Raw genomic sequence first — 21917 nt, 5'->3', positions numbered from 1 at the left:
ATTTACCGGCTGGTAACAGAACCCGTGACGCACCTCTCATCCGCCCGCCAGCCGACACATTCGCCCGGTTTCCGCACGTCAGACGCGGATCCGGTAGCCGCGCTTGACCACCGTCTCAATGAGCTTGCCGTCCGGCAGCGACGAACGCAGCCTGCTCACCGTCATGTCCAGCGCGTGCACGGAACCCCGGAGTTCGAGCAGGTCGGAGAGCGATTCACGGGACAGGACCGCGCCGCCGGCACCGAGCAGGGCGCGCAGGAGCAGCAGGGGAGCCGGCGCCAGTTCAACCACCTGGCCGTCGATCCGCAGGCTGCGGCCGCGAAGCTCGATGTTCCCGGACCGGGTCTCCAGCCGGCGGACATGGTTCAGTGCCAAGTGTTCGCAGACCAGCCGGATGAGGGCCCCCATCCGGAACCGTTCCGGGATCAGCGGGGTCACGCCGGCGTCGAGCAGGGGCTGGGCGGTCACGGGACCCACCACGGCCGTGGTGACGTTCAGCTTCAGGCTCTCCAGCAGCTGCTTGTAGAGGCCCATCTCATGGGCGGTGCTCCACATCGCGTCCACGGCGGGGGCGCTGGTAAAGGTCAGGACGTCCAGGTTCCCGCTGCAGGCGGCCTCGATCAGCCGCGGCAGCTTGTCCTCGCCGTCGGGCTTCACCCAGCGGTAGGGCGTGACGGTCAGGACCGTGGCGCCTGACATCCGCAGGCGCTCGATCTGGCGGACGTCAGTGTAGCCGTGCAGCTGCATGGCGACGGTCTTGCCCCGGACGCCTTCAGTGAGCAGCATGTCCACCAGGGTGGAGGTGGTTTCGTCGCTGCTTATGCCGACGTCGGCAAGGCCGGCCGCGCGTACGGCGCCGCGGGCTTTGGGCCCCCGGACGAACATGCGGCAGTTCCCCAGCGTCTCCAGCAGTTCGTCGCCGATCCCGAAGGAGTCCGCGGCCTCGCACCACCGGCGCATGCCGTAGGCGGTGGTGGCGATGCACAGGTCCGGCCTGGCCGCGATGATGGCCTTGGTGTCCTCAATGAGGCGCATATCCTCCTGGACGGGAGCGATCTTCAGCGCCGGCGCGTGGAGCACTTCGGCACCCCGGCGCTCCAGGGCCTCGATGAGGTCACGCGAGCGCCGGTCCGAGGTCACTCCGATGCGGAACCCCTCGAGCGGCGACTCCGCGGCGTCGGTGGCTTCCTCGGCCTGCGTCGTCGGTTCGGCCTGCGTTGGTTCAGCCGGTGCAAGTGCGGTCATGGGGGTCAATCCTTTCATGATCCCAGCAGCGAGGCCGCCAGCCTGTCCAGGTCGGCGGCGGCACCGGCGTGGTTCCGGTTGGCTTCAGCCACCCGCACCACCTCGCCGATGACCAGCACTGCCGGGTTGCTGCAGCCGGCAGCGGCGGACGTGATGGTGCCCAGGTCTGCGATGGTGGTGCGCTGGCCGGGCCGATAGCCGCGTTCCACCACGGCCATGGGCATGTCGGGGCGCATGCCGGCCCGGCGCAGGCCCGCCGCCAGCTGGTGGAGGGTGCCGATGCCCATGAGCACCACGATGGTCCCGCCCAGGCCGGCAAGGTGGTGGTGCTCCTTCTCAGTAAGCGGCGCATGCCCGGAAACCACGGTGAACATGTGGCTGACTTCGCGGTGGGTCACCGGGATACCTGCGGCGGCCGGCACCGAGATGGCGCTGGTGACGCCGGATACCACCTGGACCTTGACTCCCGCAGCCACGCAGGCGGCAACTTCCTCGCCGCCGCGGCCAAAGACGTACGGGTCCCCGCCCTTGAGGCGGACCACGTTGTTGCCGGCCAGCGCGCTTTCCACCATCAGCTTTTCGATGTCCGCCTGGCTGACCTTGTGGTGCCCCGGCTTCTTTCCGACGTCCACGAGTTCCGCGGACGTCAGCAGCGGCAGTTCCTGGTACGGCGCCAGCCGGTCGTAAAACACGACGTCGGCATCACGGAGTGCTTTGACGGCCGCCACGGTGAGCAGGTCGCCGGTGCCGGGGCCGCCGCCCACCAGGGTGACGTGTCCGGCGGGGCCGGCGGCAGGCTCGGCAGCGATGGGGATGCCGGCATCCCGGCAGCGGTCCAGGAGGGCGGACCAGCCGGGCTGTCCATCCTCGACGGCGGCCACCAGGAACACTTGTTCCGGCAGCTGGACGAACCGGGCCTCGTCGGGGCTGCCAAGGCGGTGGACGACGGCGCCCGCGGCTTCGTATCGCCGCACCGCCTGCCGCGCGGCAGCGGGGCTGCCGGCTACCAGGACGTTCCGGCCGGTGAGGTCGATACTGAGCTGCATGGTTATGCCTCGTTTCCGATGGTTTCCGTGGTGGCGGTCCGGACCGGGATGGACGCGCCGATCAGGACTTTGCCCTTTTCCTCGGGGGTGGCGGGACGCATCTGGCCGCGCTCGTCCGGGACGAAGGTGATGGAGTCGTCCTTCTGGTCAGGCGCGTTGACGAACGAGCGGAACCGGCGCAGGCGCTCGGGGTCCTTGAGGGTGTCTGCCCATTCGTCCACATAGGTGTCCACATGCTTGGCCATGGCGGCTTCAAGGTCCGCCGCGATGCCCAGGGTGTCCTTGACCACCACGTCCACAACGTGCTTGATGCCGCCGTCGAGCTCCTCCTGCCAGCGGGCCGTGCGCTGCAGGCGGTCCGCGGTGCGGATGTAGTACATGAAGTAGCGGTCGATGTACTTGATCAGGGTTTCGTCGTCCAGGTCCTTGGCCAGGAGCTGGGCGTGGGCCGGGGTGGCTCCGCCGTTGCCGCCCACGCTACAGGTTCCAGCCGTCGGCGGTGGCGATCACGCCGACGTCCTTGCCCCGCGCCTCCGCGCATTCACGGGCGCAGCCGGAGACACCCATCTTCAGCTTGTGCGGGCTGCGCAGGCCGCGGTAGCGCAGTTCCAGCTGGATGGCCATGGCCACCGAGTCCTGGACGCCGAACCGGCACCAGGTGGAACCAACGCAGGACTTCACCGTGCGCAGGCTCTTGCCGTAGGCCTGCCCGGACTCGAAGCCGGCGTCCACCAGTTCCTTCCAGATCTCGGGGAGCTGCTCCAGCCGGGCGCCGAACATGTCGATCCGCTGGCCGCCGGTGATCTTGGTGTAGAGGCCGTACTTCTCGGCAACGGCCGCGATGACGCCCAGTTTCTTCGGGGTGATTTCGCCGCCGGCGATGCGGGGGACCACCGAGTAGGTGCCGTCCTTCTGCATGTTGGCCAGGGCGCGGTCGTTGGTGTCCTGCAGGGTGCCGCGGCCCGCGTCCAGCACGTAAGCGCTGTTCTGGCTGGCCAGGATGTTGGCGATGGTGGGCTTGCAGATGTCGCAGCCGGCGCCGGTGCCGTACTTGGCCATGATCTCTTCGAAGGAGGTCAGCTCCAGGACGCGGATGGCGTCGAACAGTTCCTGCCGGGAGAGCTCGATGTGCTCGCAAAGGGCCTTGGAAACCTCGACGCCGGACTTGGTCAGTTCGGTTTCCAGCAGTTTCTTCAGCATCGGCACGCAGGAACCGCACTGGGTTCCGGCGCGGGTGCAGCCCTTCAGTTCGCCGAGTTCCTGGACGGGGGCATTGCCCTGGCAGGCACCGCAGCCGTTGATGGCGTCGCGGATGGACCCGGCCGTGACGTTGTTGCAGGAGCAGAGCGTGGCGTCATCCGGAAGTTCGGTCTCGGGGGCCTCGCCGCCACCGGCCGCGCTCAGGAAGGCTCCCGGTTCGGCCGGGAGTTCACGGCCCAGGAGGGGGCGCAGGCTCATGTAGGGCGAGGCGTCGCCGACGAAGATGCCGCCGAGCAGTGTTTTGGCATCATCCGTCGTCACGATCTTCTGGTACACACCGCGGGCGGGGTCGGCGTAGACGATCTCGAGGGCGTGCTCGGTGCGGGCGAAGGCGTCACCGAAACTGGCCACGTCAACGCCGGAAAGCTTCAGCTTGGTGGCGGTGTCGAACCCGGGGAAGGTGGCGTCGCCGCCGTGCAGCCGGTCCGCAACGATCTCCGCCATGGTGTTGGCCGGTGCCACCAGGCCCAGGCACATCCCGCCGAAGTTGGCCACTTCACCGATGGCCCAGATGCCCGGGACCTCCGTGGCGCAATAGTCGTTGATCACCACGCCGCCGCGCTGGCCCAGGCTGAAGAGCTGGTCTTCGCCCTCGGCGGCCCGGAAGAGCTCATCCCGCGGCCTGACGCCCACCGCCACGATCACCAGGTCGGCCGCAATGATGCGATCGTCCGCCATCAGCACACCAGTGACCTGGCCGTCGTCGTCCGTCAGAATCTCGGAGGGGAACACGCCGCCGTGCACTTCGAAGCCCTTCGCCTCGATCAGGCGGCCCAGGGCCTGGCCGGCGCCCTCGTCCAGCTGGGTGTTCATCAGCCACGGTGCGCCGTTGATGACGACGGGGGTTGCGCCGAGCTGCTCGGTGCCGGCGGCCGATTCGAGTCCCAGGAGGCCGCCGCCGATGGTCACGGCGTTGATTTTGCGGCCGAGCCTGTTGGTGAGTTCGGCGATGGCCTTGTTGATGGCCCACACGTCCTCGAGGGTGCGGTAGACGTGGGCGTGCTCGGCGCCGGGGATGGGCAGGCGCACGGCGTCCGAGCCCGTGGCCACCACCAGTTCGTCGTATTCGTACGCCTTCCCGGCAGCGGTTTCCACCGTCTTTGCGCCTGCGTCGATTTTTACCACGCGTTCACCGGTCTTCAGGACCAGCGAGCCGTGGTCCCACATCGAGGCCGTTCCCAGGGTGAGGTCCACGCCGGTATCGGTGAGTGCCTTGGAGAGCGCCACCCGGTCGTAGGGGAGGTGGGCTTCTTCGGTGAGGACCGTGACATGCCAGCCGTCGAGGCCGCGGGCATGCATGGCGTCCGCAAAACGGTGGGCCGCGGGGCCGCCGCCGGCGACGACGATGCGGCGCGGTGTCTCTGTGCTTGAAGTCAGTTCGGTCACTGTGGGCCTTTCGCATGGGCCGCAGACGGTGCTCTGCAGCTTGTGCCTCCAGCCTAGGAAAGGGCAGTTTCGCCTCAGTTTCCCAATTGTTTCGTCAACTTAACTTCTGCATCACGATCGCGTTTCCGGCCGGGTTAGGTCTCTTTTACGCGCCGGACACATTCGCCGCACCCCGTTGAAACACCCGGACCCTAGCGTGGGACACGGCCGCAAAAGCAGCCGCTGCAAGGACAACAGGCACAGGGAAAGGAGCCGGATATGACGGCAACACTGGAACTTGGGGCGCTCGCCGCCGAATCAGACATCGCTGGATTCCATACCGGTTGGCACCGTGTCTGCGCGGTGGAGGAGCTCGAACCGGCGTGGGGCGAGGCCGCCCTGGTGGCAGGCCGCCAGGTGGCGCTTTTCCGCACCGGCCCGAGCGAAGTCTTCGCCGTGGCGCATGAGGATCCGGCTACCGGAGCCCATGTCATGGCCCGCGGCATCCTCGGCTCCAAAGGGACCCGGCCCACCATCGCCTCCCCGCTGCACAAGGAGGTCTACGACCTTGAGACCGGCGAATGCTTCACCACTCCCGGCCTGCGGCTGGCAGCGTTCAGCACCCGGGTCACTGACGGCTTCGTTGAGGTGCAGCTCTAGCAGTTTCCACGCCTTCAAGGGGCACTGGGCCATTCACAGCCCAGGCGCCCCTTTCGGGTTTTAACCCTGTGCTGTTAAAGGCCCAGTGCCTCGCTGACGTCGTGCAGGACCTCGTCCAGCGAGGCACGCGCGGCCTGGCGCGCCGCCGGCAGTTCCGCGGCGGAGCCCACCTGGTGGATGACCTCCAGGTAGCACTTGAGCTTGGGCTCCGTGCCGCTGGGCCGGATGATCACACGGGTCAGGTTGCGGGTGATGTAGAGCAGGCCCTCGGTGGGCGGCAACTGCGCGCTGCCCCCGGCCAGGTCCGTGAAGACCTCCACCGCCGACTGCCCGAACGATTCCGGCGGCGAAACCCGCAGCCGGTTCATCATCGCGTCCAGGAGCCCCAGGTCGGCAACCCGGATGCTCAGCTGGTCGCTGGCGTGCAGGCCGTGTTGAAGGTACAGCTCATCGAGGGTGTCGAAGACGGTCTTGCCTGCTGCTTTGGCGGCGGCCGCGAGTTCGGCGATCAGGACTGCGGCGGAAATGCCGTCCTTGTCCTTCACCAGGTCCGGGGCAACGCAATACCCCAGCGCCTCCTCGTAGCCGTAGACCAGCCCGGGAACCCGGGAAATCCACTTGAAGCCGGTCAGTGTTTCCTCGTGGGCGAAGCCGGCCGCGGCGGCGATGCGGGCCAGCAGCCGTGAGGAAACGATCGAATTGGCGAAGACGCCACGGCCGCCAGCCTCCGCTCCGGGGGTGCCGTCCGCGAGCCGGGCCACCATGTGGGCGCCCAGCAGGGAACCCACTTCGTCGCCGCGGAGCATCCGCCAGGCGCCGGTATCGGGATCCTTCGCCGCCACGGCAGCCCTGTCGGCGTCGGGGTCGTTGGCGATGACCAGGTCGGCGTCCAGCTCCGCGGCCGCTTCCAGGGCAAGGTCCAGCGCGCCGGGTTCCTCCGGGTTGGGGAAACTCACGGTGGGAAAATCGGGGTCCGGTTCGGCCTGCTCGGCCACCACGGTGACATCCGTGAAACCTGCGGCTTTCAGGACGTCCAGCGCGGTCCCGCCGCCCACCCCGTGCAGCGGGGTGAGGACAATCCGCAGGTCGCGGGCGGGGAACAGGTCCGGAATGGCGAGGGCCGCCGTCGCCCGCACATAGTCGGCCGCCAGCGAGCTGTCCAGAACGGTCCAGCCGCCCTCTGCCAGCACTATCGACTCCAGCGGTCCCACGGCGCCGATCCGCGCGGCGATTTCGGCATCGTACGGCGCCACGATCTGGGCGCCGTCGCCGTCGGCCGCCACGGCATGCCGGCCCAGGTACACCTTGTACCCATTGTCCTGGGGCGGGTTGTGGCTGGCGGTGACCATGACGCCGCCGTCGCAGTCCAAGGCACGGACGGCGTACGCAAGCAGGGGAGTCGGCAGGGCTGCCGGGAGCAGGAAGGTCTCGATGCCGGCCGCGGTGAAGACGGCTGCCGTCTCTGCCGCGAAGACATCCGAGTTATGCCGGGCGTCATACCCGACGACGGCGCGGGGCCGGGTGCCGGAGGCAGCCTTGGCGACGGCGTCAACCAGGAAGGCGGCGAGGCCGGCAGCGGCGCGGCGGACCACCATCCGGTTCATCCGGTTGGGCCCCGGGCCCAGCGCCGCGCGCAGCCCTGCGGTCCCGAACTGCAGCGTGCCGCGGAAGCTGTCTTCGAGTTCCTGCCGGGCCGCGGCATCGCCATCCTCAACAAGGCGGACAAGCTCGAGGAGCGACGCCTCCGTTGCTGGATCCGGGTCTTGGGCAGCCCACTCGCGGGCCTCGGGCAGCAGGCGAAGTTCGGCATCGGAAGACGTCATGGGCATAACGCTATCGTCATTGCCCGCCCACGTGATGCAGCCGGGGCGCCAGGTGGATTAGAGCCGGGCGATGATATCGGCGAGCAGCCGGGAGATGCGCGGGCCCGCTGCCTGGCCGGATTCGATGACTTCCTGGTGGCTGAGCGGCTGGGGGCTGATGCCCGCTGCGAGGTTGGTGACCAGCGAAATGCCGAACACCTCCATGCCGGCGTGCCGCCCGGCGATGGCCTCCAGCGCCGTGGACATGCCGATGAGATCAGCACCGATCCGCCTGGCGTACTGCACCTCCGCCGGCGTCTCGTAGTGCGGGCCGGGGAACTGGGCGTATACGCCCTCGTCCAGGGTGGGGTCCACTTCGCGGGCCAGACCGCGGATCCGCGGCGAGTACAGGTCTGTCAGGTCCACGAAGGTGGCGCCTTCCAGGGGGGAGGCCGCGGTGAGGTTGATGTGGTCCCGGATCAGTACCGGTGTGCCGGGGGCCCACTCCTCGTTGAGCCCGCCGCAGCCATTGGTAAGGACCAGCGTGCTGCAGCCGGCGGCCGCGGCGGTCCGGATTCCGTGGACCACGGCGCGGACGCCCTTGCCCTCGTAATAGTGCGTGCGGGCGCCCAGGACCAGGGCCCGCTTTCCCGAAGGGGTCAGGATGGACCGGATGGTACCTACGTGGCCCTCCACGGCGGGGGCATGGAAGCCGGGGACTTCTTCGGCGGACAGGGTGGCGGTTGTGTCGCCGATGAGGTCGGCGGCCTCGCCCCACCCGGAGCCGAGGACCAGGGCGGTGTCGTGCCGGTCCACGCCGGTTTCTTCGGCAATGTAGTCCGCGGCGGCGCGGGCGGCGGCGAACGGGTCCGTGTTCAGGAAGTCTGTTGTACTCACCAGTACAAGTTATCCTGCCGCTCATGTTGCCCCCGTCACGGCGGGACCGGAAAGCACCCTGTTTTCTTGGTGGTGAGGCGGTGGATGGGCGAGAATGGATGACTGTGACTACGCATCCAGATTTCAGTTCCCCCCGGATCGCAATCCTGGGAGGTGGTCCCGGCGGATACGAAGCTGCCATGGTGGCCGCCTCGCTGGGGGCGACGGTGACCATCATCGAACGCGCCGGTCTCGGTGGGTCCGCGGTGCTGACCGATGTGGTTCCCTCGAAAACCCTCATTGCCACGGCTGACCTGATGACCCGCGTGGCCGAGGCCGGAGAGCTGGGAGTGAAGTTCGACGTCGACGGCGGCGACTTCGTGCCGGTGATGCGCGCCGACCTCAAACACATCAACGACCGCCTCCTCAACCTGGCCCGCAACCAGTCCCAGGACATCCGCGACGGCCTGGAGAAACAGGGCGTGCGGATTATCGCCGGCTCGGGCCGGCTCCTGGACAGCCACACCATCGAGGTCCTGACCGTGGACGGCACCGAAAGGGTTGAGGCGGACACCATCCTGCTGGCCGTGGGCGCGCACCCCCGCGAGCTGGAAACGGCCCGCCCCGACGGCGAGCGGATCCTGAACTGGACCCAGATCTACAACCTGGACGAGCTGCCCGAGGAGCTCATCGTGGTGGGATCCGGCGTTACGGGCGCGGAGTTTGCCTCCGCCTACAACGGCCTCGGCTCCAAGGTCACCCTCGTTTCCAGCCGCGACCGCGTGCTGCCCGGGTCCGACGTTGACGCCGCCGTGGTCCTGGAGGAAGTCTTCGAACGCCGCGGGGTCCGGGTCCTGTCCCGCTCCCGTGCCCAGAGCGTGGAACGTACGGACAACGGCGTGGTGGTGACCCTTTCCGATGGCTCCACGGTGACTGGCAGCCACTGCCTGCTCTGCCTGGGTTCCATTCCCAATACGGCCGGAATCGGACTCGAGGAAGCCGGGGTGGCGGTCAGCGAGAGCGGCCACATCAAGGTGGACGGCGTCTCCCGCACCACCGCCCCCAACATCTACGCCGCCGGCGACTGCACCGGCGTCCTTCCGCTGGCCTCCGTTGCGGCCATGCAGGGCCGCATCGCCGTGGCGCACTTCATGGGCGACATGGTCACGCCGCTGAAGCTGCACCAGGTGGCGTCCAACATCTTCACCTCGCCCGAGATCGCCAACGTAGGGGTGTCCGAAGCAGAGATCGAGTCCGGCAAGTACCAGGCGGACGTCGTCAAGCTCTCCCTCCGCAGCAACGCCCGCGCCAAAATGCGCAACGCCAAGGACGGGTTCGTGAAGATCTTTGCTCGGAAGGGCTCCGGCACCGTGATCGGCGGCGTAGTGGTTGGGCCGAATGCGTCGGAACTGATCTTCCCGATCTCCATCGCGGTCAAGCAGAAGCTGCATGTGGACGATGTCGCCAGCACCTTCACGGTCTACCCGTCGCTGACCGGATCCATCTCCGAAGCCGCCCGCCGCCTGCACGTGCACCTGTAGCAACGCAGGCGGGGGCGCGGTCCGCGGGGTCTGGACCCGTTCGGCGCCCTCTGCATAGACTCGGACGGGGCTCGGCCGGGACTTTCATCAAGGAAGTTCCCGGCCGTCCCTGTATCAGCCGTCTACGCAAGGAGAGTCCCATGGAACTGCAGGACATCAGATGGAACGATCAGGCGCGCGAAAAGATCCTGCTGGACGCAGACCGGGCGTTGCAGGAAGCGGTCCGGGAAGCAGCGTCCACCCTGTCCGGATCCGACAAGGATCAGGTGTACAAATTCCTGTTTGAAAAGCTGAAAGACCAGTTTGTGGACTTCCAGCCGGGACCGGACCTCACAAAATACGCGGAGGCTGTGGCCGGCGGGGAGCTGGGGTCAGCAGCTTCGGCCTAACTGGCCCCGGTTGAAAGCCGCCGGGGGGAGCAGGCGTACGGCGGTACCGCGGCCCCCGCGCCGAAGGGCTCGAACCAATGCCCGACGCCTAATTCCGCGGGGGTACCGTGGGCCGCAGTGCCGGGGCTTTCGGCATAGAGCGACGCACTTTCGGCATCCTCCAACAGGACTTCCTCAACCTGTGCGCGCCAGTCCTCCGGGAGGTCCAGCTCGTAAATATCCTCGGTGATTTCCGCCTGGTCCAGCAGGCAGCGGACCACCAGTTCCGCGGCGAGGCAGCCGGGGGCGATCCAGCCGCGGACCAGGGCGGCGGTAACGTCGGAAGCCACCACAATAAACTTTTGGGTGAACCTCGAGTCGTAATCCGACGCGAACCGCGGCGGAAGCGAGGACAAGACCGACGTCCCGGCTATGGCGGACGGGCTTGGGGCATTCAGCCTGCCCAGCGTTTCGAGATCGCGGAAAAGCTGGTCGATCAGGACGCTTGAAGAGTTCCACAGCAGGCCCGCCAGCAGGCGTGTCTGACGCACGGCCTTCTGGCGCTCCTCCGGCGGGACCGCAGCCATTTCTTCCAGGTCTTCCGGGTCGAACTGGAGCCTCTGCTCCGGCGTCATGTCGTCGGGGTGGGGATCAAGGCCCAGCAGTTCCAGACCCAGCCCGGTCAGCTTCCCGGCGTCCGCCAGCAGTTCATCAGTGATGTCGTCGTCGTCGGCGTCCATGGCCCCGATGCTACCGGCCATCCGCCACCTGCCCGATTCCTGTTACGCCGGAACGGTACTTTGGGCTCTGGGACACGGCCTTCACGGGTCCCGATCCCCCCTTCCGGGTTTCTGACGCTGAAGGAAACGGGTCAAACCGCGGGCACCGCCTGGAAGTGCCGTTCGATGAGGCCCTTGATGTCTTCGTGGCAGCCACCGCATCCGGTGCCCGCACGGGTGGTTTTGGAAACGTCAGCCACCGTGGAGCAGCCGTCCTGTACCGCAGCCGTGATGGCGGATCCGCTGACCCCGGCACACCGGCACACCGTCCCGGCCGGGTCCGCCGCACCGGCGCCGGGCAGCTGGTCCGGCCCGTCCAGGCGCAGCAGCAGCGACCGGTCTGCCGGCAATTCGGCCCCCCGTTCGAAGAGCCCCACCAGCTCGGCAGCGGTGCGGGGCATGCCCACCGCCACCAGGCCTTCCAGCACTCCGCCGCGCGTGGTCATCTTGACGTAGCGGCCATGCTCCGGATCCGCCCATTGCGCCACCTGCAGGCGCGGCCTCCCGTTGGCGGCTCCCGCCGTGAGGGCTTCGTCGTCCCACGGATCGGCGGAGTTGTTCCCGGCTACGGCCATGTTCAGGCCGCGGGCCTTCAGCACCACCACGCCGGGCTGTTCCGTCGGCAGGGCGGGCAACACTTCCGCCTCCCCGGCCAGGCCCGAGGCCAGGAGCGTGAGATATTCGGCAAGCCACTCGGCCTGCCGCCAGCCCGGGCCCACCAGCCCTGAGGGCCCCGTGGCGTTCCGGCACGCGCCGCAGCCAGGATCCGGGCAGTGGACCTCGGCGCAGTCACCGATGGCAAAGATGTGTGGTTCGTGGTGCGCCCGCAACCGGTGGTCCACCAGGATTCCGGCGCCGGTGGAGAGCCCGCAGCCTTCGGCCAGCTCCGTCCGGGGACGGACCCCGCAGGAGATAACCAGGAGGTCGCCGTCAATCGCCTGCCCGTCGTCGAGCAGCAAAGCCGAGAAGCCGCCGTCGGGCGCGTTGTGCTCAACGCCCGTGGAACGGGCGTTGCCGGCAACCCGGACGCCGCAGCGGCGAAGCCCCGCAGCCAGGACGGCGCCGCCGCCGCGGTCGATGCTGCGGCCCAGGGGATGCGGACCGTTGTGGACCACCGTGACCGTGGCGCCTTCCTCCGCGGCGGCCAGCGCGGTTTCCAGGCCCAGGACGCCGCCGCCCAGGACCACCACCCGCTTGCCGCCCTCCACGGCCTGCCGCAGGACGCCGGCGTCGCGAAGATCCCGCAGCGCCGTGACGCCGGCGGGAAGGACGGGGGAGGACGGGTCCGGGTTGATGCCGGTGAGGTTCGGAATGACCGGCCGGGACCCGGTGGCAAAGACCAGCCGGTCGTAGTGGACCGGCATTCCATCGGCGAGCAGGACCTGCTGCCGCGCCCTGTCCACGCGCTTGACCCGCACGCCCAGGCGGACCTCCACACCCGCGGCAGCCAGCTCGGCGGCATCGGCAAGGGCCAGCGCGTCAGCTGTGGTCCGGCCGACGCCGAGGTCGGCCACGAGGACCCGGTTGTAGGCGGCCTCGGCCTCCTCGCCGAGCACTGTGAGCCCGACCTGCCCTGCGCGCACGGCGGGCAGGAGTTCGTCCACCAGCCTGGCGGCCACGGGGCCGAATCCCACGATGACAATCTGCTCGCTCATGAGGCCTCCGTCGTTTGCAGCGTGCGGGCGGAATCGGGTGCGGCCACGGGCCGGACCCATACCGTATTGAATTTGAATTCGGGCATCCCGGAGACGGGATCAGTGGCGGCTTCGGTGAGGCGGTTGGCGCTCTCGGAGCCGGGGAAGTGGAAGGGCAGGAAGACCGTTTCGGGACGGATGGCCGTGCTCAACTCCGCCCGGCACACCACCTCGCCGCGCCCGTTCGCCACGGAGACCAGGGATCCTGCAGTGATGGCCATGGCGTCTGCCGCAGAGGGGTGGATCTGCACCGTGGCCTCGGGCTGGGCAGCGAGGAGCTCGGCGACCCGCCGCGTCTGGGATCCGGACTGGTAATGCTCCAGGAGCCGGCCGGTGATGAGGGTCATGGCTTTGCCGGCGGGCTCCGGCATGACGGGGGAAGGACGACGGCGGCGGGGCGCCACCGGGACCATCAGCGCCTTGCCGTCGGGGTGCGCGAAGCCGTCCGCAAACAGCCGCGGCGTCCCGGTACTGCCCGCCGGGTAGGGCCAGTAGGCGGCCTCGCCGCGGTCCAGCATGGCGTAGTCGATGCCCGAGTAGTCGGCCAGGCCGCCCGCGGAGGCACGCCGCAGTTCCTCGAAGACTGTTTCCGGATCCTCGCTATAGGTGGACGGGGCGTCAAGCCTTTCCGCCAGGCGGGCCATGATCCACAGCTCGCTGCGGGCGCCGGCGGGAGGGGAGATGGCGCGGCGGCGTCGCAGGACGCGTCCCTCGAGGTTGGTCAGGGTGCCGTCCTCCTCGGCCCACTGCAGCACCGGAAGGATGAGGTCCGCCTCCGCAGCGGTTTCGGACATGAAGAAGTCGCAGACCACCAGGAAGTCCAGGCTCCGCAACCCCTCGATCACGGCGTTGGCGTCAGGCGCTGCCACCGCGATGTTGGAGGCATGCACGAAAAGGCACCGGACGCCGTCGTGCTTTCCCAGTGACTTCAGCAGCTGCACGGCGGGCAGGCCGGGGCCGGGGATGGTTTCCGCCGGGACGCCCCAGACGCCGGCGACGTGCGCGCGGGCGGCCGGATCCGTGATCTTGCGGTAACCCGGGAGCTGGTCCGCTTTCTGGCCGTGCTCTCGCCCGCCCTGGCCATTGCCCTGGCCAGTGAGGGTGCCGTAGCCGCCGCGGGCCGAGCCCGGCAGGCCCAGGAGGAGGCTGAGGTTGATGGCGGCCGTGGCGGTGTCGGTGCCGTCCACGTGCTGCTCCACGCCGCGGCCGGTGAGGATGTAGCTCCCGCCGTTCCGTGCCCCGGCGGCGAGCAGGCGGGCGGTTTGCCGGATGAGCTCCGCGGGGACGCCGGTCAGTGACTGGACGCGTTCGGGCCAGAAGGCGTTGACGCTGCGGACTACGCCGCTGTAGCCCGAGGTGCGCGCCTGGATGTAGGCGGTGTCCACCAGGTTCTCGTGGATGACCACGTGGGAAAGGCCCAGCAGCAGGGTAAGGTCCGTTCCCGGCAGGGGCTGGAGGTGGAGGCCGCCGCCGTCGGCCGTGAAAGCTGCCGTAGCGGAACGGCGCGGGTCCACCACCACCAGTCCGCCGGCGTCGCGGGCTCCCTGCAGGTGCTGCACGAACGGCGGCATGGTCTCCGCAACGTTTGAGCCGAGCATCAGGATGGTGCTGGCGGTGTCCAGGGCTTCGAGCGGGAAGGGCAGGCCGCGGTCCATGCCGAATGCGCGCATCCCGGCGGCGGCGGCGGATGACATGCAGAACCTGCCGTTGTAGTCGATGCGGGAGGTGCCCAGGGCCAGCCGGGCGAACTTGCCCAGCATGTAGGCCTTCTCATTGGTGAGCCCGCCGCCGCCGAAAACCCCCACGGCGTCCGCACCGTGGCGGGTGCGGACATCCCGGACAGCGTTGGCGGCAAGGTCCAGGGCCTCATCCCAGGTGATGGGCCGGTGTACGCCGTCGGAACCTTTCAGCAGCGGCTCGGTGATCCGGCCGGCATGGTTAAGGAGCGTGGGGGAAGTCCAGCCTTTGCGGCACAGGCCGCCGCGGTTGGTGGGGAAGTCCCGGCCTGCAACCTCCAGTGCGGGAGCGGGAGCGGGAGCGCGTGCGGGGCTGGGTGCAGGCGCAGGCCCTGGCCCCGGCTGGGCAGCCGGGGCCAGGGCCGCGGGGGCCGTGAGCGTCATGGCGCACTGCAGGGCGCAGTATGGGCAGTGCGTGTCGGCGCTTTTGGTCATGTTAGACGTGTCCCATCGCGTTCCGGCCGGCGTTGCGGATGTAGCAGGTCCAGCAGACCAGCAGCATCAGGACGTAGGCGCCCACGAATCCGTAGAAGGCGGGGGTGTAGGAGCCGCTGGCGGTACTGGAGGCGTTCAGGACCTGGGGGATCACGAAGCCGCCGTAGGCGCCGATCGCGGAGATCAGTCCGAGGGCCGAGGATGCCAGACGCTGGGTGGCCACTGTGCTTGCGCCCTTGCGTGCGGCCCGGCTGGAGGTGGCGAAGATGACCGGGATCATCCGGTAGGTGGCGCCGTTTCCGAAGCCGCTGGCGGTGAACAGCATCAGGAACAGGACCAGGAAGAGCCAGAAGTTCTTCAGCGGCAGTGTCCAGATCATGGTGAGGGTGATCACGGCCATGGAAGCGAAGGCGGTCACGGTCATCCGGGCACCGCCCATGCGGTCCGCCATGCGTCCGCCGTAGGGCCGGGCCAGGGAGCCGACCAGCGGGCCGAGGAAGGCCAGCGACAGTGCCACGGTGCCCACTCCGATGGAGGAGAACGCGGGGAAGTAGTCCTTGATCAGCTTGGGGAACACACCGGCAAAGCCGATGAAGGAGCCAAAGGTGCCGATGTACAGCAGCGCCATGATCCACAGGTGCGGTTCCTTGAGCGCCGCGACCGAGCCGGCAACGTCGCCCTTGGCGCTGGTGAGGTTGTTCATGTATTTGAAGGCACCGAACGCGGCCAGCAGGATGAAGGGAACCCACATCCAGCCCGCCATGGGGAGGTTGACCGTGCCGGCGGCCAGCAGGGTGATCACGATGGGAACGGCAAGCTGTGCGACGGCGGCGCCCAGGTTGCCGCCGGCAGCGTTCAGGCCCAGCGCCCAGCCCTTTTCCCTGGCCGGATAGAAGAAGGTGATGTTTGCCATGGAGCTGGCGAAGTTTCCGCCGCCGAAGCCGGCCAGTGCAGCCACCAGGAGCATGACGCCGAAGGGTGTCCCTGGATTGGAGACACAGAGGGCCAGCCCCGTGGAGGGGATCAGGAGCAGCAGGGCGGAGACGATGGTCCAGTTGCGGCCGCCGAAGCGGGGGACCATGAAGGTGTACGGGATGCGGAGGGTTGCGCCCACCAGGCTGGGCATCGAGATGAGCCAGAAGATTTCCGAGGTGGAGAAGGTGAAGCCGGCGGCAGGAAGCTGGACCACCACGATGGACCACAGCTGCCAGACGACGAAGCCGAGGAACTCGGCAAAGATGGACCAGTTCAGGTTGCGGCGGGCGATGGCGCGGCCGGCGGTTTCCCATTGTTCCTTGTTCTCGGCATCCCAGTTGGCGATCCAGCGGCCGGGGCGGAACTCAAGGGCGGGGGCGTCTAGGGCGCGGGTAGGGCCGGGCTGTACGCCGGCATCGACGGTGCGGTCAACAGTCACGGGTTGCCTCCTTCGGGGGATGTTGTTCCTCCAAGGTAGGGACGGCGCGTTTCGTGGACAGTCGATGTTTGTTAACGCGCGGTGACTTTTGCCTATCCTGCCCGACCCGGCGGTGTGAGGCCCTGGGACTGATCCGAATCGTGGGACACACAACACAAGTCCACGATCCGGACGTTTCGTCCATTGACTGGACGCGGCCAAGTAAGATCGAACTCTAACTATTCGAGCCGGGAGACAGCCTTGCCTGTGCCCGGCCGGTCACGAAAGCGTTTACCTATGTCATCCACCGATACCACCACGGTGCCTGGTCCGCACCAGCCGGTGAACTCCCGCGGCCGCGTCATTGTGGCGAGCCTGATCGGCACCACAGTGGAGTTCTACGACTTCTACGTCTACGCCACAGCCGCCGTGCTCGTCTTCCCGCAGCTCTTTTTCCCGAATGCCAACGAAACCACGCAGCTGCTGAGCTCCTTCGCCGTCTTCGGCGTGGCGTTCATCGCCCGCCCGCTCGGGTCGATCGTCTTTGGGCATTTCGGCGACAAATTCGGCCGCAAGGGCACACTGGTGGCTTCGCTGCTGACCATGGGTATCGCCACCTTCCTCATCGGCTGCCTGCCCACCGCAAAGGTGGAAGGCTGGCAATTCTGGGCTCCGGCCCTGCTGGTGGTCATGCGTTTCGCCCAGGGCCTCGCCCTCGGCGGCGAATGGAGCGGAGCGGCGCTGCTGGCCACCGAGAACGCCCCCGCCAACAAGCGCGCCATTTACGGCACGTTCCCGCAGCTGGGCGCACCCATCGGCTTCATCATCGCGAACGTGATCTTCCTGGTTGCCAGCTACACGTTGTCGCCGCAGGCCTTCCAGGACTGGGGCTGGCGCGTGCCGTTCCTGCTCAGTGCAGTCATGGTGATCATCGGCCTGTACGTCCGCCTCAAGCTGATTGAGACCCCCGCGTTCACCAAGGTGCTTGAGTCCAACGAAGTGGCCAAGCTGCCCCTGGGCCGGGTGTTCAAGACCAGCTGGCGCCAGCTCATCCTGGGCACGTTCATCATGCTCGCCACCTACGTGCTCTTCTACCTGATGACCACGTTCACGTTGACCTACGGCACCCGGGCCTCCAGCCTGGACGCTGCGAAGGCTGCCGCCGAAAAGGCCGGAAAGCCCATGACTGAGGCCGCCGCGGCCGCGTTCGTTCCCGGCCTGGGCTACACCCGGAACGACTTCCTGTGGATGCTGATTGCCGGCGTCGTCTTCTTCGGCATCTTCACCCTGGTCTCCGGACCCCTGGCGGAAAAGTTCGGCCGCCGCAAGATGCTCATGGCGGTCACCGCCGGCATCTTCGTCTTCGGCCTGCTGTTCGTTCCGCTGTTCAGCGGCGGCTTCGTGGGCACCATGGCCCTGCTGATCCTCGGGTTCTCCCTCATGGGCCTCACCTTCGGGCCCATGGGAGCGTTGCTGCCGGAACTGTTCCCCACGAACGTCCGGTACACCGGCTCGGCCATCAGCTACAACTTCTCCAGCATCCTGGGCGCCGCCGTGGCCCCGTTCATCGCCGTGGCCCTGTGGGAATTTGCCAAGGGCAGCCCTGTCCTGGTGGGTGTGTACCTGACGGCCATGGCCGTGCTCACCCTGATTGCGCTGTTCCTCACCCGCGAAACCCGCGACCTGGACTACGAGAACAACGTGGCCTGACGCCTTGCGTGCATTCCAGCCCGCTTAGCGGCTGAACTGCCCGGCACCGGCCCTGCAATGACAGGGTTGGTGCCGGGCATTTGCGTTGTCTGCCTGAAGTAACCGGGCAGGAACGCACGACGGCGGGCTGCCGCGGCCCAGGGGGTGGGCTGCAGCGGGTGCAGGGTGCAGGGTTCAGCGGGCGTAGCGGGACACGAAGTTCTTCAGTACTGTCATGGGCTCAGTGACGGTGAACTTCCGGGCGTTTTCCATCAGCTCCTCCGCGGATTCGGGCGGAAAATAGCCGGCGTGCCGATAGATATCGATCCGCGTCACCAGACCCTCAACGTCCAATTCCGGATGGAACTGGGTGGCATAGAGATTGGTCTTGATGCGGAACATGTGGACAGGGCAGGTGGCGGCTCGCGCCAGCAGCACCGCACGCGTGGGCAGCGAACTGACGGCCTCCTTGTGGCCGGTCAGGGCGGTGAACGTGCGGGGCATCCCCTGCAACAGCGGATCCTGCAGCCCGGCCTCTGTCAGCTCGATCTCGACGGCGCCGAGCGGCTCGCCGTAGGTCCGGTCAATCACGGCGCCCTGGTGCCTGCCCAGGGTCCCCACCCCGTAGCAGGCGCCCAGGAAGGGGAAATCGCGGTCCACCAGCTGGTCCAGGAGGGCGGACAATTCCCGCTCCACCCGGTGCTGGACCGGGCTCTTCTGGCCGGGCGGGTCGCTGGAGGTGAACGGGCTGCCGCCCACGATGACGCCGGAGAACCTGGAAAGGTCCAGCGCGGGCAGGGGAGCGGCTTCAAGCCTGACCCGGCGCAGCTCCCGTTCCTCAAGCCCGCCGTACCTCAGGTACGCGGCGTATTCGTCCTCCGCGGCGGCGTCTTCCGCGCGGGAGGCAAGGAGAAGGAAAGGCAGCATGAGCTAAGTCTGCATCCTGGCGGCGCCGCCTGCCAGCAGCGGGCCGGGAACTGCAGGATCAGCCGGCGGGCTGGGTCAGCGACCGGCGGGACTGCGGCCGGGCAGCGGGGTCCGCGTGGCGGTGCACCAGCTTCCAGTAGCCTTCCTCGCGCCGGAAGATGCTGGTCACGCGCAGCGCGAATTCCTCCGTGGTGAGGGCCCCGTCCAGCCGTGCCCGGAAGTGCTCGGTCTCCACCAGATAGGCGGTGTCGCGGGCGGTATAGGAGGTGATGGTATCGAAGCCCAGCATCTCGCCGTCGCTGAACTGCCGTGCGGCCTGGTCCAGCCGGGCCTCCACCTGGGCCCAGCCGCGGGCTACTCCGCCGAAAGGATTGGCCAGGGTGACGTCGTCGAGATTGGAATAGAGCTCCTTGATCGGAGCCGGGTTGCCCCGGGTGATCTCGGGAACCGCCTGGTGGTAGCGGTCCACTTCTTCCTGGAAGCTTGGTGCGAGCATGGCTGGCGGACCGCCTTCTAGTCTTCGATGGTGGCGATGATGGCGCCCGCGGACACCGTCTCGCCCGCTGTTGCCGTGAGCCCGGTGATGGTGCCGGACCGGTGTGCGGTGAGCGGCTGTTCCATCTTCATGGCCTCAAGGACCACCACCAGGTCGCCTTCGGACACCATGTCGCCATGGGACACGGCAACCTTGACGATCGTTCCCTGCATGGGCGAGGTGAGGGCATTGCCGGTGGCAGCCGCGGGTCCGGCGGAACGGGACCGCTTCTTGGACTTGCCCGGCTTGCCGGCGGTGGCTGCTGCGGTGCCCGGCGTGCCCAGGGACGCGGGGAGGACCACCTCGAGCCGCTTGCCGCCCACCTCCACCACCACGCGCTGGCGGTCATCGGCGGAGCCCTCTGCATCGGCCGTGCCGTCAGGTGTCCACGCGGGAAGGTTGTTCGTGAATTCGGTTTCGATCCAGCGTGTGTGGACCGTGAACGGCCCCTCAGCCGGTGCAAAGGCGGGGTCGGACACTACTGCGAGGTCGAACGGGATGACGGTGGGGATGCCCTCCACCACCATTTCCTCCAGTGCGCGGCGGGCGCGCTGCAGCGCCTGCGGCCGGCTGGCGCCGGTGACGATGAGCTTGGAGAGCATGGAATCGAAGTTCCCGCTGATTACGTCGCCCTGTTCCACGCCGGAGTCCACGCGCACACCGGGGCCGGTGGGGTTCTTCAGGACACGAAGCGTGCCGGGGGCGGGCAGGAAGTTCCGGCCCGGGTCCTCGCCGGTGATGCGGAACTCAATGGAGTGCCCGCGCACCTCGGGATCGCCGTAGCCGAGTTCCTCGCCGCGGGCCAGCCGGAACTGCTCGCGGACCAGGTCGATGCCGGTGACTTCCTCGGAGACGCAGTGCTCCACCTGCAGGCGGGTGTTGACTTCAAGGAAGGAAATGGTGCCGTCCTGGCCCACCAGGAATTCGCAGGTTCCGGCGCCGAGGTAGCCGGCCTCCTTCAGGATGGCTTTGGAGGATTCGTAGAGGCGCCGGTTCTGGTCCTCGGTGAGGAACGGTGCCGGGGCTTCTTCAACGAGTTTCTGGTTGCGGCGCTGGAGGGAGCAGTCGCGGGTGGAGACAACCACGACGTTCCCGTGGGCGTCGGCCAGGCACTGGGTCTCCACGTGCCGGGGGGCGTCCAGGAAGCGCTCGATGAAGCATTCGCCACGGCCGAATGCGGCGGTGGCCTCGCGGACAGCGGACTCATAGAGTTCGGGGATTTCTTCCCGGGTGCGGGCCACCTTGATGCCGCGTCCGCCGCCGCCGAAAGCAGCCTTGATGGCCACGGGCAGGCCGTGGCGGTCCACGAAGTCCAGGATTTCGTCCGCGGTCTCGACGGGGTCGGCGGTGCCGGGGACCAAGGGAGCGCCCACCTTCTCGGCGATGTGCCGGGCCTGGACTTTGTCGCCCAGCGCGGAGATCGCCTCCGGGGAGGGGCCGATCCAGGTGATGCCGGCCTCGATCACGCGTGCGGCGAACTGGGCATTCTCTGCCAGGAAGCCGTAGCCGGGGTGGATGGCGTCGGCGCCGGACTGGCGGGCGGCGTCGATGATCTTGTCCATGACGAGGTAGGACTCGGCGGCGGTGGTGCCGCCCAGGGCGTAGGCCTCGTCAGCCAGCCGGACGTGCAGCGCGTCCCGGTCCGGGTCTGCGTAGACAGCCACGGAGGCGATGCCCTCGTCCCGGGCCGCCCGGATGATGCGCACGGCGATTTCGCCGCGGTTGGCGATCAGCACCTTTGTGAGGCTCGGCTGCGTGGTACCTGCGGACTGCTCCAAATTTGCTGACAAGGCGTCTCCTTCTTTTCCTTCAGGGAGCCTAGCGCGGTTTTGAGGGTTCCGCCGATATTACTTGCGGAATCCGCGTGTAAACCAGGCTTCCTTTGTAGGGAAGCTACAAGGAGTGCGGAAAACGGAGTGCTTCACCGCGGCGGCCAGAGGTCTGTGATGCGCACGCTGGCGGCAGCGAGCAGGCCGCGCAGGGTGGAGACGGACAGGCCGACGACGGCGTGCGGGTCGCCGTCGACCTTCCGGATGAAGGCCCCGCCCAGGCCGTCGATGGTGAAGGAGCCCGCGCAGTGGAGCGGTTCACCTGTGGCGATGTACGCGTCGATTTCCGCGGGTTCCATCTCCAGGAAGGAGACCTCGGCGGAGGCAACCGCCCCGAGCGTGGCGCCCGACCCGCGGCCGGCCGGACCGTCGTCGTCCGTGTCCCTGCAGTCCACCAGCCAGTGCCCCGTGTGCAGTACCCCGGCGCTGCCGCTCATCCGCAGCATCCGCTCGCGGGCAACCTCGGCGGTGTAAGGCTTGCCGTGCGCCTCGCCGTCGAACTCGAAGACGGAGTCGCAACCCAGAACCAGGGCGCCCTCCGCTTCGGGCAGCGCCGCTACGGCCTCGGCCTTGGCGCGGGCCAGCAGCAGCGCGGTGTCGTGCGGGTCCGTGACGCCGTACTTTGCCTGCACGGCGGCCTCGTCGACGTCGGAGACCAGCACGGTGTGCCGGATGCCGGCCTCGGCCAGGAGCTTGGTGCGGGCGGGGGACTGGGAGGCGAGAATCAGGTGGAGCAC

Annotated in this window: 16 protein-coding genes and 1 pseudogene; 4 read left to right on the top strand and 13 right to left on the bottom strand. The window is 68.1% G+C overall.

The annotated features are described in order from the left end of the window. Nucleotides 1-78: 78 nt before the first annotated feature. The 3 genes and pseudogenes from QFZ57_RS18300 to nirB form a co-directional block, all read right to left on the bottom strand. A complete protein-coding gene (locus QFZ57_RS18300; protein WP_306631901.1) occupies nt 79-1245 on the bottom strand; it encodes a uroporphyrinogen-III synthase in 1167 nt (388 codons plus the stop codon). Between the two features lie 14 nt (nt 1246-1259). Beyond that, complete coding sequence (gene cobA / locus QFZ57_RS18295; protein WP_306901202.1) at nt 1260-2291, bottom strand: uroporphyrinogen-III C-methyltransferase; 1032 nt, start codon at nt 2289-2291, stop codon at nt 1260-1262. A 2-nt stretch (nt 2292-2293) separates the two neighbouring features. Continuing rightward, nucleotides 2294-4937: pseudogene (gene nirB, locus QFZ57_RS18290) on the bottom strand (nitrite reductase large subunit NirB). A gap of 258 nt (nt 4938-5195) precedes the next feature. Here nirB and nirD point away from each other — a divergent pair. After that, on the top strand, nt 5196-5576 hold the full coding sequence (gene nirD / locus QFZ57_RS18285) for a nitrite reductase small subunit NirD (protein WP_306901200.1): 381 nt from the start codon (nt 5196-5198) through the stop codon (nt 5574-5576). A 74-nt stretch (nt 5577-5650) separates the two neighbouring features. On the opposite strand, the gene QFZ57_RS18280 is transcribed toward nirD, so the two are convergent. Both QFZ57_RS18280 and QFZ57_RS18275 read right to left on the bottom strand, forming a co-directional pair. Beyond that, complete coding sequence (locus QFZ57_RS18280) at nt 5651-7399, bottom strand: phospho-sugar mutase (RefSeq protein WP_306901199.1); 1749 nt, start codon at nt 7397-7399, stop codon at nt 5651-5653. 57 nt (nt 7400-7456) lie between these two features. Next, complete coding sequence (locus QFZ57_RS18275; protein ID WP_306901197.1) at nt 7457-8275, bottom strand: purine-nucleoside phosphorylase; 819 nt, start codon at nt 8273-8275, stop codon at nt 7457-7459. Between the two features lie 104 nt (nt 8276-8379). Between QFZ57_RS18275 and QFZ57_RS18270 the strand changes: the two genes are divergently transcribed. Next, nucleotides 8380-9795, top strand: a complete 1416-nt coding sequence (locus QFZ57_RS18270) for an NAD(P)H-quinone dehydrogenase (protein ID WP_306631895.1) — start codon at nt 8380-8382, stop codon at nt 9793-9795. Between the two features lie 140 nt (nt 9796-9935). Further along, the gene (locus QFZ57_RS18265; RefSeq protein ID WP_306631894.1) at nt 9936-10184 is read left to right on the top strand and encodes a hypothetical protein; all 249 of its coding nucleotides are present in this window, start codon (nt 9936-9938) and stop codon (nt 10182-10184) included. On the opposite strand, the gene QFZ57_RS18260 is transcribed toward QFZ57_RS18265, so the two are convergent. The 4 genes from QFZ57_RS18260 to QFZ57_RS18245 form a co-directional block, all read right to left on the bottom strand. After that, nucleotides 10181-10903, bottom strand: a complete 723-nt coding sequence (locus QFZ57_RS18260) for a hypothetical protein (protein WP_306901196.1) — start codon at nt 10901-10903, stop codon at nt 10181-10183. The genes QFZ57_RS18265 and QFZ57_RS18260 overlap by 4 nt on opposite strands. Nucleotides 10904-11034: 131 nt before the next feature. Beyond that, complete coding sequence (locus tag QFZ57_RS18255; RefSeq protein WP_306901195.1) at nt 11035-12597, bottom strand: FAD-dependent oxidoreductase; 1563 nt, start codon at nt 12595-12597, stop codon at nt 11035-11037. After that, nucleotides 12594-14807, bottom strand: coding sequence for a molybdopterin oxidoreductase family protein (locus tag QFZ57_RS18250; RefSeq protein ID WP_306901194.1), 2214 nt, complete (start codon nt 14805-14807; stop codon nt 12594-12596). Before QFZ57_RS18250 ends, QFZ57_RS18255 begins: the two co-directional genes overlap by 4 nt. A 1-nt stretch (nt 14808) precedes the next feature. After that, nucleotides 14809-16221, bottom strand: a complete 1413-nt coding sequence (locus QFZ57_RS18245) for an MFS transporter (protein WP_306901193.1) — start codon at nt 16219-16221, stop codon at nt 14809-14811. Between the two features lie 276 nt (nt 16222-16497). On the opposite strand from QFZ57_RS18245, the gene QFZ57_RS18240 reads away from it, so the two are divergent. Continuing rightward, the gene (locus QFZ57_RS18240) at nt 16498-17910 is read left to right on the top strand and encodes an MFS transporter (RefSeq protein WP_306901192.1); all 1413 of its coding nucleotides are present in this window, start codon (nt 16498-16500) and stop codon (nt 17908-17910) included. Between the two features lie 174 nt (nt 17911-18084). On the opposite strand, the gene QFZ57_RS18235 is transcribed toward QFZ57_RS18240, so the two are convergent. The 4 genes from QFZ57_RS18235 to QFZ57_RS18220 form a co-directional block, all read right to left on the bottom strand. Continuing rightward, nucleotides 18085-18816 (bottom strand): glutamine amidotransferase, encoded by a 732-nt coding sequence (locus tag QFZ57_RS18235; RefSeq protein ID WP_306631888.1) that lies wholly within the window; start codon nt 18814-18816, stop codon nt 18085-18087. A 58-nt stretch (nt 18817-18874) separates the two neighbouring features. Next, the gene (locus QFZ57_RS18230) at nt 18875-19312 is read right to left on the bottom strand and encodes a YybH family protein (protein ID WP_306631887.1); all 438 of its coding nucleotides are present in this window, start codon (nt 19310-19312) and stop codon (nt 18875-18877) included. Between the two features lie 17 nt (nt 19313-19329). Next, a complete protein-coding gene (locus tag QFZ57_RS18225; protein ID WP_373461280.1) occupies nt 19330-21141 on the bottom strand; it encodes an acetyl/propionyl/methylcrotonyl-CoA carboxylase subunit alpha in 1812 nt (603 codons plus the stop codon). A gap of 131 nt (nt 21142-21272) precedes the next feature. Next, complete coding sequence (locus QFZ57_RS18220; RefSeq protein ID WP_306631886.1) at nt 21273-21917, bottom strand: Maf family protein; 645 nt, start codon at nt 21915-21917, stop codon at nt 21273-21275.

This window comes from Arthrobacter sp. B1I2, from assembly GCF_030816485.1.
Taxonomy (GTDB): domain Bacteria; phylum Actinomycetota; class Actinomycetes; order Actinomycetales; family Micrococcaceae; genus Arthrobacter.
The sequence above is the reverse complement of the archived record's forward strand: the minus strand, read 5'-3'. Positions and strand labels throughout refer to the sequence as shown.

Coding starts and splice junctions, on each gene's coding strand:
- QFZ57_RS18235 (WP_306631888.1), bottom strand. CDS start 18,816: ATGCTGCCTTTCCTTCTCCTTGCCTCCCGCGCGGAAGACGCCGCCGCG.
- nirD (WP_306901200.1), top strand. CDS start 5,196: ATGACGGCAACACTGGAACTTGGGGCGCTCGCCGCCGAATCAGACATC.
- QFZ57_RS18260 (WP_306901196.1), bottom strand. CDS start 10,903: ATGGACGCCGACGACGACGACATCACTGATGAACTGCTGGCGGACGCC.
- QFZ57_RS18265 (WP_306631894.1), top strand. CDS start 9,936: ATGGAACTGCAGGACATCAGATGGAACGATCAGGCGCGCGAAAAGATC.
- QFZ57_RS18240 (WP_306901192.1), top strand. CDS start 16,498: ATGTCATCCACCGATACCACCACGGTGCCTGGTCCGCACCAGCCGGTG.
- cobA (WP_306901202.1), bottom strand. CDS start 2,291: ATGCAGCTCAGTATCGACCTCACCGGCCGGAACGTCCTGGTAGCCGGC.
- QFZ57_RS18300 (WP_306631901.1), bottom strand. CDS start 1,245: ATGACCGCACTTGCACCGGCTGAACCAACGCAGGCCGAACCGACGACG.
- QFZ57_RS18280 (WP_306901199.1), bottom strand. CDS start 7,399: ATGACGTCTTCCGATGCCGAACTTCGCCTGCTGCCCGAGGCCCGCGAG.
- QFZ57_RS18255 (WP_306901195.1), bottom strand. CDS start 12,597: ATGAGCGAGCAGATTGTCATCGTGGGATTCGGCCCCGTGGCCGCCAGG.
- QFZ57_RS18230 (WP_306631887.1), bottom strand. CDS start 19,312: ATGCTCGCACCAAGCTTCCAGGAAGAAGTGGACCGCTACCACCAGGCG.
- QFZ57_RS18250 (WP_306901194.1), bottom strand. CDS start 14,807: ATGACCAAAAGCGCCGACACGCACTGCCCATACTGCGCCCTGCAGTGC.